We start from the raw sequence: 13,296 nt of genomic DNA, 5'->3' as shown, positions 1-13,296 counted from the left end.
AGGGGATCGACGCATGGAGCTCGACCTGACCTCACCGGTCGAGCGTGCCCGACTGCGCCGAGATTTCACCGGACCGGTTCGGGTCGCGGTGCGGGGTCGCCCGGGTACCGGACGCGACACCGTGGCGCGCGCACTGCGGGTTCGGTTGGCGTTGACGCCGATCGGTCCCGGCGATGATGACAGCGACGCCGACATCTGGGTCCACGTGGTGGTGGGCTGGCCGCGGCGGGTCGACCGGGAGCTGATCGCTGCGCTGCCCACCGATCGCAGCGTGGTGGTGCTGGGCAAGGCCGACACTCTGGGATCTTTCGAGCTGGCCCAGCAGACCGCGGCGGAGATGTCGCAGGCTCTGGGTCGGCCGGTGACCGCGATCATGCCTCTGCTGGCCTGCGCCGACATCGCCGACGACGAGTTCGACCTGCTGACGCAGATGCTGCGTGACGGTGAGGACGTGCCGTCGATGGCCGCGGAGTTCATCACCGGTGGTCGTGAGGAGGCGGCGCTGCGTACCGGTATGCTGCGTCGTCTCGACCAGTTCGGCATCAGCACCGCGCTGGATCTGATGCACGATGCGGCCGAGCGTGGCACCGACCTCGAGCGGGTCGCGCTCAGCGCGGCGGTGGCCCAGCTGGGCGGCGTAGACGATCTGCGACCGCAGATCGCGTCGATGACCCCGGCGGTCCGCACCGCTCGGCTGGCCCGCCTCGACGCGCTGCTCGGCGTCGGCGAGCACGACCCGGACACCCGCGCCGCGGTGCGCGAGGAGATCGAACAGTCGCTGGTGAGCGCATGACCACCGGGCCGGTGTTGGTGACCGGGGTGGGCCGATCGGGGGTGCGCACTCTGGTCGAGGGGATCGGGCTGGTCGATCCCGCTCTGCGGTTGGGTGGGCTGCCGTTGACCGACGGCGCCGAGCTGGCCACCGTCGACGATCTGGGCAAGGCTGCGGTGGCGCTGTTGGTCATCGACCCGTCGTCGATCGTGGGCGATGAGGAGCGGGCGATGCTGGACATCCTGCGTGCCCGGGTGGCCTCGGTGGGGGTGGTGTGCAGCAAGGTCGACGCGTTCTGGGACTGGCCCACCAACGCCAAGGCCAGCCGCAAGGTGCTCGATCCGCGCGGTGAGCTGCCGATGTTCGCGGTGTCGGCGGCAGCGGCGCTGGCCGGCGCGGTGGACGAGTCCGGACTCGAGGACCTCGCCGAGTGGATCACCGAAAACGCCCGCCCACAGCCGCAGCCCACACCTGCGTCGACACGAGCCCCAGCCCCGACACCAGCCCCGACACCGTCGATGCCGGCGCCACCAGCCCCGACGGTTTCCAGCGCGCCCGACGCCGACGGCTTGGCGCAGACCCGCGCCCGGTTGGTGCGGATGCGTGACCGTGGGCGGTCCGATCGGTTGGCTGCGGTGCGTGGCGGGTTGACCACCGTGCGCGCCCGGGCCGGCATCGACCTGGGTGCGGGGATCAGGGCAATCAACACCACGGCGCGAGAGGCGTTGGTGGGCATCGACTCTCGCGGGATCGACGACTACACCGAATGGGTGCGCGCATCGGTGCAGGCCCTACGCGATCGGCTCACCGTCACCGTCACCGACGAGGTCGATCGGGTGCGGGCGGCCGCGTTGCTGGGCATCGAACCGGCCCGACCGACCCCCACCGTCGCCGACCTGCCCCCGCTGGCGTTGCGGCCACACGCGGTGCGGCGACGCGGCATCGAGGACGCCGGCGTCATCATCTTCGGTGCCTCGCTGGGGTTGGCTGCGGGGCGGCTGGTGGTGGCGCCGCTGGAACACGTGCAGACCCTGCAGTGGATCGCCATGCCGTTGGCGCTGATGGTCGGGGTGGTGTTGGCGGTCTCGGTGATGCGGGTGCGTCGTATATCGGCGGTGCGCGAGCAGCTGCGGGTGTGGACCGGGGAGGCGCTGGCCGAGGCCCGCGTGGGTGTCGACCACGACCTCAACGGTCAGATCACCGCAGCCGACGCCGCGATCGGTGGTCAGATCATGCGGCACTACGAGCGCCGGTCGAGGATGATCGGTGACGACATCGCCGCGATCGACGCGAAGGTGCGGGGCCGAAATCCCACGGGAACCGGATCGGGCGCCGCAGCGTCCAACAGATAGCAGCACCCAACCGGTAGCCACCACAGCAGACACCCACCAGCAGGAGGCCGATCCGCATCGTGGACATCAACTCACCGTTCGACCTGCCCGATCACAGCGCGCACACCGACGACCCCGGGCTGGGCCACGACGACGACCTGCACATGGTCTCGGCCGTCAGTCCGGGCGCCACCAACCCACATGATCACCTGTGGGTGTCGGAGGGCGATCGCATCTGGGACCTGGGCCCGGCGCAGGTCGACACCGACAACGACGGCATCGCCGACTCGCTGACCCAGATGGGCGCACATGGCGGGATGACGGTCTACACCGACACCGACCACGACGGCCAGGTCGACGCGATCACTGAGGTCCACAGCGACGGTGCCTATGAGTCGCGGCGTCTGGACACCCATACCGGGCAGTGGCAGCGCACCTCCACCGGCCGCCTCGACTGACCCCAGCCATCTCCGATCCAGCGACCGAGCGTGCGATCGGTCACCTGGTTGGCTTCGGGCGATACCGACGCAGTACCGTGGCGCAATACCGGGTGGAGAGTGCGTACCGCCCGTGCGGACGGCCATCTGGAGGAGACCACCCATGACCTCAGCAACCATTCCCGGGCTGGATCCCGAACTCGCCCCCACCTCGCATGCAGGCCTGCTCGCGTGGGTCGCCGAGGTCGCCGAACTGACCCAGCCCGAGCAGGTCGTCTGGTCCGACGGCAGCGACGAGGAGTGGGCGCGCCTGACCGCCCAGCTCGAGGCGGCCGGCACCATCCGCAAGCTCGACGAGGACAAGAAGCCCAACTCCTACCTCGCCACCTCCGACCCCGCCGACGTCGCCCGCGTCGAGTCACGCACTTACATCTGCTCGAAGAACGAGGTCGACGCCGGACCGACCAACAACTGGGTCGATCCCACCGAGATGCGCGCGACCATGACCGAGCTGTACCGCGGCTGCATGCGCGGTCGCACCATGTATGTCATCCCGTTCTGCATGGGTCCGCTCGGCGCCGAGGACCCGAAGCTGGGGGTGGAGCTGACCGACTCGGAATACGTGGTGCTGTCGATGCGCATCATGACCCGCGTGGGCCCCGAGGTGCTCGAGCTGCTGGGCACCGACGGGTTCTTCGTCAAGGCGCTGCACTCTTTGGGTGCGCCCCTGGCTCCCGGTCAGGCCGACGTGCCGTGGCCGTGCAACGAGACCAAATACATCACCCACTTCCCCGAGGATCGTGAGATCTGGTCCTACGGTTCGGGGTACGGCGGCAACGCGCTGCTGGGCAAGAAGTGCTACTCGCTGCGCATCGCCTCGGCGATGGCCCACGACGAGGGCTGGCTGGCCGAGCACATGTTGATCCTCAAGCTGATCTCCCCCGAGGACAAGGCCTACTACATCGCCGCAGCCTTCCCCAGCGCCTGCGGCAAGACCAACCTGGCAATGATCCAGCCGACCATCCCCGGCTGGCGTGCCGAGACCCTTGGCGACGACATCGCCTGGATGCGGTTCGGCGCCGACGGTCGCCTGTACGCGGTGAACCCCGAGTTCGGGTTCTTCGGCGTGGCGCCGGGCACCAACTGGTCGTCCAACCCGAACGCGATGCGCACCATCGAGGCCGGCAACACGATGTACACCAACGTGGCGCTCACCGACGACGGCGACATCTGGTGGGAGGGCCTCGAGGGCGAGCACGATCACCTCATCGACTGGCAGGGCAACGACTGGACCCCGGACTCCGACACCCCGGCCGCGCACCCCAACTCGCGCTACTGCACCCCGATGAGCCAGTGCCCGATCATGGCGCCGGAGTGGGATGACCCCCAGGGCGTGCCCATCTCGGCCATCCTGTTCGGCGGTCGCCGCAAGACCACCGTCCCGCTGGTCACCGAGGCCCGCAGCTGGCAGCACGGTGTGTTCATGGGTGCCACCGTGGGCTCGGAGCAGACCGCCGCCGCCGAGGGCACCGTCGGCGACATCCGCCGCGACCCGATGGCGATGCTGCCGTTCCTCGGCTACAACGTGGGCGACTACCTGCAGCACTGGATCTCGCTGGGTAAGTCGGCCGACGAGTCGAAACTGCCGAAGGTGTTCTACGTCAACTGGTTCCGTCGCGGCGCCGACAAGCGTTTCCTGTGGCCCGGGTTCGGCGAGAACAGCCGCGTGCTCAAGTGGATCGTCGAACGCATCGAGGGCACCGCCGCCGGGGTCGAGACCCCGGTCGGTGTGGTGGCCACCCCTGAGGCACTCGACCTCGAAGGGCTCGATGTGAACGTCGACGACGTCGCCGAGGCGCTGTCTGTGAACACCGACGAGTGGCGCAAGGAGATCCCCTCGATCGAGGAGTGGTTCGAGTTCGTGGGCGAGAAGTTGCCCACCGGCATCGCCGACGAGTTCGCTGCCCTCAAACAGCGTCTGGGCTGAGCATTCGGAGATGCCCGGGTAGCATCGGCAACCATGGTTTTCCGAAACTTCGCCGGGCGTCGCCTTGTGGTCGGGGCGGCAGTCGGTTCGCTGGCCGTGTCCGGGTTCGTCGCGCTCGCCCCGGCCGGTGCGGCGCCCAGTCCGGCACCGATCCCGGTGTCTGCGCGCTACACCGCCACGATGGTGGTCCCCGACGGGATCATCCCCACCCCGCTGCGGTTCGGCGGCATCTCGGGTATCGACAACGTCGGCGGCGGCAACTACGTCGCGGTCAGCGACGACAAGGGCGACTACGGTCCGGCGCGGTTCTACCGGTTCGGTCTGCCCATCACCCCGCAGGGCACGTTCGCCTCCGCCATCCCGGCCTTCAACGGCGGCGGCACCGTCCTGTCCAGCGGTAACCTGCCGCTGCTGCCCGGGCAGATGGACCTCGAGGGCATCCGCCGCATCGGGGGCGACCTCATCGTCTCCAGCGAGGGCGCACGCCCGTTCATCCGCCAGATCACCCCGCTGGGCCTCTACGTCCGCGAAATCGGGCTTCCACGAGCGTTCACCCCCGGTCCCCGCCACGGCCTCGACAGCAACCGTGGTCTCGAAGGCCTCAGTGTCACCCCGGGTGGCTCGGTGGTCGCGATGACCGAGTGGGCCCTCAAGCAGGATGGCGGTGGACCCACCACGGCAGCAGGCACCCGGTCGCGGCTGCTGATAACCGGGGCCAAGGGCACCAGCCAGTACGTGTACCGCACCGACCCGCTGTCGCCGCGCGCGAGCAAGGGAACCGACAACGGGGTGTCAGAAGTGTTGGCGGTCAACGCAACCGAGTTCCTGGTCCTGGAGCGCGGTTACGACCCGGCCACCCGCCGCAACAGCGTGAAGATCTACATCGCCACCACCCGGGGTGCCACCAACGTCAACGGGGTCGACACGTTGTCGGGTCGGGAGACGCCGATGGCCAAACGGTTGGTGTTCGACTTCGCACCGCTGATGCTGCTGCGCCCGGACAACGTCGAGGGCATGACGTTCGGTCCGATGTTGGAGGGCAAGCGGCGTTCGCTGGTGCTGATCAGCGACGACAACTTCAACAACCCTGCGCAACACACGAAAATCCATCTCTTGGCGCTGCGTTTCTAGACGAAGTTCATACCCCCGGAGGGTGAAGTTTGTCCGTTGGGCAGGGATGATCGGTCGAATGAGCCCAACTCCGCCCGCTCCACCGACCTCGCGCCATGCGGCCCCCACCTCGATCGCCGCGCAGGCGATCGACGTCAGCAAGGTCTACGGCTCCGGCGACACCACCGTCCACGCCCTGCGTGAGGTGTCGGCGTCGTTCGCTGCCGGCGAGTTCACCGCCATCATGGGGCCGTCGGGGTCGGGCAAGTCCACCCTGATGCACTGCCTGGCCGGCCTCGACGCCGCCAGCAGCGGCACCATCCGCATCGGTGATGTCGACCTGACCACCCTCGACGACAAGGCGATGACCCGGTTGCGGCGCGACCGCATCGGTTTCGTCTTCCAGTCCTACAACCTGGTGCCCACGTTGACCGCGCGCGAGAACATCACCCTGCCGCTGGACATCGCAGGCACCACCCCCGATCCCGAGTGGTTCGACGCCGTCGTCAACCGGCTGGGTCTGGCGCCGCGCCTGGATCACCGACCCAGCGAACTCTCCGGCGGTCAGCAGCAGCGCGTCGCGTGTGCCCGCGCGCTGGTGGGTCGACCGCAGATCATCTTCGGCGACGAGCCGACCGGCAACCTCGACTCCCGTTCCTCGGGGGAGGTGCTGGGCATCCTGCGCGCGGCGGTCGACGAGTTCGGTCAGACCGTCGTCATCGTCACCCACGACCCGCGCGCGGCCAGCTGGGCTGATCGGGTGGTCTTCCTGGCCGACGGCCGCATCGTGCACGAGTTGCAGAACCCCACGGCCGACGACGTCTTCGCCTACATGAAAGACCTCGACGACCCGGCCCGCACCGCGGGATCGACCGGTCAGGGCCAGTCCTGATGGCCTCATCGGCCATGCGTCGGGTGTCGTTGCGTAACCTCGCCGCGCACAAGGTCCGACTGGTCCTCACCGTGTTGTCGGTGGTGCTGGGTTCGTCGTTCGTGGCCGCGTCGTTCACCTTCACCGCCACCATCTCCGAGGGGTTCAACCGGATCTTCGACGGCGTGGCGCTGGGCGTCGACGCGCGGGTCAGTCCATCGGATCGGCAGTCGACCGGTGTGGATGCCGCTGTGTTGCAACAACTCACAGCTCGCAAAGCCGAGTTGGGCATCGCCAAGATCGTGCCCCGCTACACCGCCACGGTCACCATCGCCAAGGCCGACGGGTCGGCGTTGCAAACCGGCGGTGCACCCAGCATCGGCTCGGCCTTCACCCCGCCCGCCGACGCCCTGTCGAGCACAGAGGACAAACTGACCCCGGGCAGTCGGGCACCGGTGGCCGCCGACGAGGTGGTCATCAACCGCAGCGCCGCCGACCGCGCCAAGCTGAGCATCGGGTCGACCACCAAGTTGGCGTTCAGCCGGGGTGACGGTAAGCCGCAGACCGTGCGCGTGGTGGGGATCTTGATCCTCCCGCAAGACACCGGCGGCTACGTCAACGTGCAGTTCGCGCCGTCGGTGGCACCGAAGTTGCTCTCCGACGGGTCGCGCGCGGCCAACATCGAGATGTCGGCGGTACCCGGGGTGACGGCCGCGCAGCTCACCTCGCGCGTCAAGGGTGCGCTGGGGTCGGGGTACAAGGTACAGACCGGCGCGCAGGTGCGTACCGAGGAGAAGGACCGCGTCAACCAGTTCCTCACCGTCTTCAACTACATCCTGTTGGCGTTCGCCGCGATCGGACTCATCGTCGGCACGTTCATCATCTACAACACGTTCGCGATGATCATCGCCCAGCGGGTGCGTGAACTCGCGCTGCTGCGTGCCATCGGCGCTGCCCGTACCCAGATCACCCGCTCGGTGCTACTGGAGGCGTTCATCGTCGGTCTGCTCGGTGGCGTCGTGGGCTTGGGTGTCGGGGTGGGTCTGGCAGCCATCCTCAAGGCCGTCACCACCGCCAACTCCGGATTGCCCTCAGCTCCGTTGCAGATCACCCCGAACGCGGTGATCAGTTGTCTGCTGGTGGGTGTGGTGGTGACGATGGTGTCGGCGTACGCGCCGGCGCGGCGGGCGTCGAAGGTGTCGCCGGTGGAGGCGATGCGGGAGAGCGCGACCGACGGCGCGCCGTCGCTGAAAGGCCGCACCATCGCCGGTGCGGTGCTCGCGGTCATCGGGCTGACCGTCATCGGGATCGGTACCTCCGGTCAGGGGGCGTCCTACGCGGCGACCGTCGGTGGCGGTGCGGTTCTGCTGATCCTGGCGGTGGTGCTCGCCGCCCCCGCCATGTCGCGGCCGTTCATCGACGCGCTGGGCAAGGTGATCGGTCGACCATTCGGCAAGCTGGGACAGTTGGCGCGTACCAACGCCGTTCGCAACCCGCGGCGCACCGCGGCCACCGCGTTCGCGTTGACGCTCGGGTTGATGCTGGTCGCCGTGGTCGGCACCTTCGGGTCCAGCCTCAAGGGGTCGATCGACGATCAGGTGAAGAAGAACATCACCGCCGATCTGGTCATCTCCAACTCCGATCAGGGGTCGTCGCTGCCCACCTCGGTGGTCACCGCAGCAACCCAGGCACCCGACGTGGGCACCGCGGTGGCGTTTCGTGGGGTGGCGGCCAAGGTGGACGACAAGCAGGTGACGGGGCTGGCCCCCACCGGGTCACTTGCGCAGGTGGCGCCCATAAAGATGGTCGAGGGGTCCAGCGACATCCCCGCCGACGGCATCATCGTCTCGGAGCAGACCCGCTCGTCCAAGGGCTGGGAGGTGGGAAAGACGTTGACGTTCACCAGTTTCTCCGGCACCACCGCGCAGGTCCGGGTGACCGGCGTGTACAAGGACTCGCAGGTGCTGGGCGACTGGCAGCTGGGATCTGGGGCCTACGAGACGTTGGTGCCGGCGGCTTTTCGATCCGACGTGGTGATCCTGGTGAAGGCCAAACCCGGAGTCCCGGTGTCGACGCTGAAGGATGAGTTGAACACGGCGACAAAGAATTTCCTCACCGTGCAGATCTTGGACAAGCAGGGGTTCATCGGTCAGTCGAGTTCGCAGATCAACCAGATGTTGGCCACCCTCTACGGCATGTTGGGGCTGGCGTTGGTCATCGCGGTGCTCGGCATCGTCAACACGTTGGCGCTGTCGGTGATCGAGCGGACCCGCGAGATCGGCATGCTGCGTGCCATCGGGATGGCGCGAGTTCAGTTGCGTCGCACCATCTATGTGGAGTCGGTGTTGATCGCCATCTTCGGTGCCGTCCTCGGGGTGATCATGGGCAGCGTGATCGGTATCGCCGTGGTGCGCACCTTCCGTAGTTTGGGCATCACCACCGCGGTGCTGCCGTACTCGTTGATCGGAATCACACTGGTGGCCGCGGCCGCGGTCGGTGTGGTGGCTGCCTTGTGGCCGGCGTCGCGCGCGGCGAAAACCAATCCGTTGGAGGCGATCTCGGGTGTCTGAACCACGTAGACCCGGTGGCCCAGACGATCCGACCGATCGGATCCCTGGCGACGAACAGTGGCGTCGGGTGGACCCCCAGTCGTATCCGCAGCCCTCGCACCCGCCGACTCGGGCGTTTGAGCCGGTCGATCCGACCGGGGTGTATCCGGCCACCGCCTATACCCAGCAGAATGCGTATCCCGATGCGCCGCAAGCGGAACCGAAGAACAACGGCAACCGCACGTTGTGGTTGGTGGGGGCGGTGGCGTTGCTGCTGATCGCGGTGATCGGGGTGAGTGCGGTGTTCCTGATCAACAACAGCGACAACGGCGGTGGAAGCAACAATGACGCCCCGGTGGCCGGGCCGGCGGGGTCGCAGACCAACACCACCACCACGCAAACCACCACCACGGAGCCGACCACCACGTCGGCGCCGCCGAGCAGCGACTCGCCCACGGCCACCGCAGGTCCCGGCCAGGTGCTGTACTCGCTGACCGGTGACGGCAAGGTGCTCGGCGTCACCTACACCGTCGGCAGCCAATCGAAGTTCTCGGCCAGTCTCATCACGCCCCCGTGGTCGGTGGCGGTCACGGTAGACGCTGCGCCGTCGCTGGGTGCGCTGGTCATCTCTGGCAAGGTCACCTGCACCATCACCAAAGACGGCTCGGTGATCGCCACCTCCACCGCCACCGGCGGCCTGCTCAACTGCTCCGGCGGCTGAGATCGCGACCTGCTGACCTTTAGAAGGGTGGTGGGTCGTCGGCGCCGTTGGTGGTGCGGTTGTGGTGGCGTTCGGTGCGGCGGCGGGCGTGTTTGTCTGCCAGGCGTGGTTGTCGTCTGGTGGGTTCGTCTGGTGTGGCCGCGGTTGGTGGGGCGGGCGTGGTGGGTGGGGCGTGGGCGGGGTGGGTGAAGGTGATGTCGGATAGGCCGGGGAACAGGTCGTCGCCGGTGAAGGCGGGCCCGGCCAGGGTGATCCCTTCGGGGGTGGTGATGGTTTGTGTGGTGATGCCGTGGGTGACGGTTTGGTCGTCGAGGAAGGTGGTGAATGTTTTGATGCCGTGGTGGAAGCGGCATTTGGTGTTCATGTCGCGGTAGCAGGTCTGTCCACCGGCAGCGGGGTCGTGGTGGTCGTATTCGGTGACGTGGTCGAGATCAGCGGTCCAGGCCCGTAGGTTGCAGCCGGGCCAGGTGCAGTACAGGTCACGGGTCCGCAGGATGGTGTCCAGGGCGGTCGAGGGCCGGTAGGGGTCTGACGGCAGGTGTGGCGGGAGTGGTGTGTCGGATCCGCCGACCGGGCGGATCGACGTTCCGGGACGGGTCAGTAGGTCGGTGAGGTGGGGTGCGGAGATGACGCCGTAGCCGTCGATGAATGCCGGTGTTTCCCCGTCGCCAGCGGCGGTTTCCAAATCACACACCACGTGCACGACCAGGGAGGTGGCGGTCGCGGGAATGTCACGGCGGGTGACGGCCTCAGCGTCGGGGACAACGGGTGCCGTGCAGTCGGGTTGGTTGCAGCTGCATTCCCAGGCGACTCCCATGGTGAGGCAGAACAGGGCGTCACTACGCCGCGCCGCCAACGACCGGTCGTCGCGGCTACAGACGGCGCGGGCGAGGGCGTCGATACGGCGGGCCATCGCGATGGCTGCTTCGGCGGTCATGGTCGCTGAGACCTCGGCCATGCCGTCGGGGCGCGGATCACACCAAAACCCACGTTCGGATAGGGCTTGTTTGCGGCGTTCCCGGACGGCGTAGGAGTCGTAGCGGTAGACGATCCGATCGACCATGTCCCGTAGCCGAGCCGTCGACCACGACCCCCGCCGGTGCAGGGCGGTCGCGATGTCGGTGTCGATCAACGCGTGGGTGTCGGGGTCGGTGATCAGGTCGGTGCGCGTGATGATGGTACGGAGGTCGCGGCCCGAAATCAGCCCATCCCGCAAACATGCCCCGACCTTCGGTAGGCGGGTGGCCATGGTGACTGCGGTGTCGAGTAGGCGTTCCCCGGCGGTTTGGGACATGTTGTGGACCGCTGCGATTGAGGTGGCGCACTGCACGAACCCGTCGTAGCGGCGGGTATCAGACTCGGCGGTCGGAGCAACCCGACGGGCATGCAACTCGGCTGCGCGGGATAGGCGTAGCCATTCCAGAAACGCCTGCCCGGCCGTGGCATGCCGCATCTCAGACAGCAGCCCAGCATCAGAGGCGGCGGTGGGATCAGCAAGCAACCCCATCGCCTCCCGCGACACCCCCGACCACCCCCCACCAGCCATACCCGGCACGCTACGACACGGGTATGACAATCATCGAAGAACCAGCTCTGACGTGGGAAAACGGGGTGTTCCGGTGGGTGAGGTCCGGATGAACGTGGGCGGCGTCGGTTCATCCGGAACCAACTCGTTGGCGCACAGCTGTCGGCGACCGTGAAGTCCACACCTGGATTCACATAGCAAAGCACCTATTTACGACGACATTGCGGTCTTTGGCCGGTGGTGTCTGCTGGTGGTGTGTACGGTTCGGCGGGGGGATTGGTTGGGGGTACGACTGAAAGTGGTTGGCGTGAAACTGGGTCTGCGGTCTGCGGTCTGCGGTCTGCGGTGAATCACCCCAGGTTTGATGCCGCGTCTTTCTGAGTCAGGAAGGATGAAGTTGTGCCGAAGAAGATTGATCGGGGGTGCATGCGCAGGCGTTGCGGTATATCTCAGTGGGCCTGACCGCGTTGCGCGATTTCGAGCGGGTCGACGCCGACGGTGAGGTCAGCGAATTTGGGATCACACTTTGCGTGACTGCCCAGATGCAAGTAGTTCGTTCGTCCCGTACGGCGGCTCGCCACACCCTCTCCTTTATCGCTCCGTTTGCCGCACTGTTTGCACTGTGGTTCCGTGCGGCTGTAAAGCTTGGAGTGACCTTCTCCTGCCAGCGACCCCCACCCCGGGCTGATCTACGTCGCTAGTCACAACCCACGATTTGTCTTCAGGCCAGGTGAACGCGGCAGGCGGACAGTACCCGCGCTTCGTTTGCCAACGGCCGATATCGTGAATATCCCCCCTGAAGAGGTGATATCTCCTATGCGAAACAGTGATCCTCGCACCTCCTGGTTCGGGTGCGACCAGGCCGGGCCATCCGTCCCACAGGCAGAAATAGAGAGGCGCAGATCGCTGTGTCTGCGAGCAAAGTGCGTTGCAGATGGCCGCGACAATGTCCGCCTGATCCAGGGCATCGGGTCCTGGCTCGGGGAGGACCGTCAAGTAGCACTCGAACCCGGGTGGACCGAGGGTCACCAAATCCTCCCACGCGATAGATGCCTTCACGATCCAATCGGCCGGGCTGATATCAGTACAGAAGCGGAGCACCACGGTCCTACAGTAGTTGACCCTTGATATCGTTCAGATATTTCCTTTGATCGCCACCGGCCCGACTGCTCAATGGTGTGAGCGGGTGAATACCAAGACCAGGTTGCTGCCCAACAGTTCTCGCAGGATCGGCACCCGCATCACCCACCACATCCAGCGCGGCAGGTACCGCGGGAACGCGGCGACCAGTCGCGCATCGGTGGCGGGAACTGAACGAGCCCAACGTAATCCGTCGGTGGCGGTCACCTTGAACAGGCTGGTGCCGTAGAGGTTTTTGGGTGGATGGCCATGTATGCGGGTGTAGCGGCGAGCAGCGCGCGCCCCACCGAGGTAGTGCCACAACCCCATCTCGTGGCCACCGAACGGTCCGTACCAGAGGGTGTAGCTGATGACCGCCACGCCGCCGGGCCGGGTCACTCGGATCATCTCTGAGCCCATCTGCCATGGATCACGCACGTGCTCAACGACATTCGACGAGAACGCGACGTCGACTGATCCGTCGGCAAACGGCAACGCCATCCCAGAGGCCCGCACCGTGGCCCGGTGCGGCAGTGCGGCGGCGTGCATCTCGTCCGGGTCGGGTTCCACCGATACGTAGTGCGCGCCCCGCTCCCGGAACCCCTCGGCGAAGTAACCGGGGCCGCCACCCACGTCGAGGATCACCGCGCCGGCCAGGTCGCCGGGGTAGAGGTCGCCGATCAACTCCACCGAGTCACGCGCCAACGCCGAGTAGAAGCGGTCCGGGTCGGGTTGCTCATAGCGGAAATCGTTCAGCAGGCCCGCCGCCCGACGCAGAGTGGCCCGGTGGGCGAAACGCGCGGCACCGTGCTGGGGGATCGAGGACGGCACCGCTGCACCCTACTGCGGTGACTCGCCGGCGCTGCGGGATACC

10 protein-coding genes are annotated in these 13,296 nt (G+C 67.1%); 8 read left to right on the top strand and 2 right to left on the bottom strand.

Annotation, left to right across the window (positions count from 1 at the left end; genetic code table 11):
• The first annotated feature begins 13 nt into the window (after positions 1-13).
• The 8 genes from KIK15_RS11995 (at position 14) to KIK15_RS11960 (ending at position 9,778) form a co-directional block, all read left to right on the top strand.
• Positions 14-793 carry a hypothetical protein gene (locus KIK15_RS11995; protein ID WP_214244769.1) on the top strand — a complete coding sequence of 260 codons (780 nt, stop codon included), beginning with the start codon at positions 14-16 and terminating at the stop codon, positions 791-793.
• Positions 790-2,124 (top strand): hypothetical protein, encoded by a 1,335-nt coding sequence (locus KIK15_RS11990; protein ID WP_214244767.1) that lies wholly within the window; start codon positions 790-792, stop codon positions 2,122-2,124. The genes KIK15_RS11995 and KIK15_RS11990 overlap by 4 nt, the downstream gene beginning before the upstream one ends.
• Before the next feature lie 59 nt (positions 2,125-2,183).
• Positions 2,184-2,561: a DUF6802 family protein gene (locus KIK15_RS11985; RefSeq protein WP_307851863.1), complete on the top strand. Its 378-nt coding sequence runs from the start codon at positions 2,184-2,186 to the stop codon at positions 2,559-2,561.
• Positions 2,562-2,703: 142 nt separating this feature from the next.
• Complete coding sequence (locus tag KIK15_RS11980) at positions 2,704-4,527, top strand: phosphoenolpyruvate carboxykinase (GTP) (RefSeq protein ID WP_214244766.1); 1,824 nt, start codon at positions 2,704-2,706, stop codon at positions 4,525-4,527.
• A gap of 33 nt (positions 4,528-4,560) precedes the next feature.
• Complete coding sequence (locus tag KIK15_RS11975) at positions 4,561-5,658, top strand: esterase-like activity of phytase family protein (protein ID WP_214244764.1); 1,098 nt, start codon at positions 4,561-4,563, stop codon at positions 5,656-5,658.
• A 58-nt stretch (positions 5,659-5,716) separates the two neighbouring features.
• The gene (locus KIK15_RS11970; protein ID WP_214244762.1) at positions 5,717-6,529 is read left to right on the top strand and encodes an ABC transporter ATP-binding protein; all 813 of its coding nucleotides are present in this window, start codon (positions 5,717-5,719) and stop codon (positions 6,527-6,529) included.
• Complete coding sequence (locus tag KIK15_RS11965; RefSeq protein WP_250324571.1) at positions 6,529-9,078, top strand: ABC transporter permease; 2,550 nt, start codon at positions 6,529-6,531, stop codon at positions 9,076-9,078. Before KIK15_RS11970 ends, KIK15_RS11965 begins: the two co-directional genes overlap by 1 nt.
• Positions 9,071-9,778 (top strand): hypothetical protein, encoded by a 708-nt coding sequence (locus tag KIK15_RS11960; RefSeq protein ID WP_214244760.1) that lies wholly within the window; start codon positions 9,071-9,073, stop codon positions 9,776-9,778. Before KIK15_RS11965 ends, KIK15_RS11960 begins: the two co-directional genes overlap by 8 nt.
• A gap of 19 nt (positions 9,779-9,797) precedes the next feature.
• Here KIK15_RS11960 and KIK15_RS11955 read toward each other — a convergent pair whose 3' ends face one another.
• A complete protein-coding gene (locus KIK15_RS11955; RefSeq protein WP_214244758.1) occupies positions 9,798-11,324 on the bottom strand; it encodes a DUF222 domain-containing protein in 1,527 nt (508 codons plus the stop codon).
• 1,149 nt (positions 11,325-12,473) lie between these two features.
• Positions 12,474-13,253 (bottom strand): class I SAM-dependent methyltransferase, encoded by a 780-nt coding sequence (locus KIK15_RS11950; protein ID WP_307851862.1) that lies wholly within the window; start codon positions 13,251-13,253, stop codon positions 12,474-12,476.
• Between the last annotated feature and the right edge of the window lie 43 nt (positions 13,254-13,296).

Source organism: Williamsia sp. CHRR-6 (assembly GCF_018474015.1).
Taxonomy (GTDB): domain Bacteria; phylum Actinomycetota; class Actinomycetes; order Mycobacteriales; family Mycobacteriaceae; genus Williamsia_A.
This window is presented reverse-complemented; position numbering and strand designations above follow the sequence as displayed.

Coding starts and splice junctions, on each gene's coding strand:
- KIK15_RS11995 (WP_214244769.1), top strand. CDS start 14: ATGGAGCTCGACCTGACCTCACCGGTCGAGCGTGCCCGACTGCGCCGA.
- KIK15_RS11990 (WP_214244767.1), top strand. CDS start 790: ATGACCACCGGGCCGGTGTTGGTGACCGGGGTGGGCCGATCGGGGGTG.
- KIK15_RS11980 (WP_214244766.1), top strand. CDS start 2,704: ATGACCTCAGCAACCATTCCCGGGCTGGATCCCGAACTCGCCCCCACC.
- KIK15_RS11975 (WP_214244764.1), top strand. CDS start 4,561: ATGGTTTTCCGAAACTTCGCCGGGCGTCGCCTTGTGGTCGGGGCGGCA.
- KIK15_RS11970 (WP_214244762.1), top strand. CDS start 5,717: ATGAGCCCAACTCCGCCCGCTCCACCGACCTCGCGCCATGCGGCCCCC.
- KIK15_RS11965 (WP_250324571.1), top strand. CDS start 6,529: ATGGCCTCATCGGCCATGCGTCGGGTGTCGTTGCGTAACCTCGCCGCG.
- KIK15_RS11955 (WP_214244758.1), bottom strand. CDS start 11,324: ATGGCTGGTGGGGGGTGGTCGGGGGTGTCGCGGGAGGCGATGGGGTTG.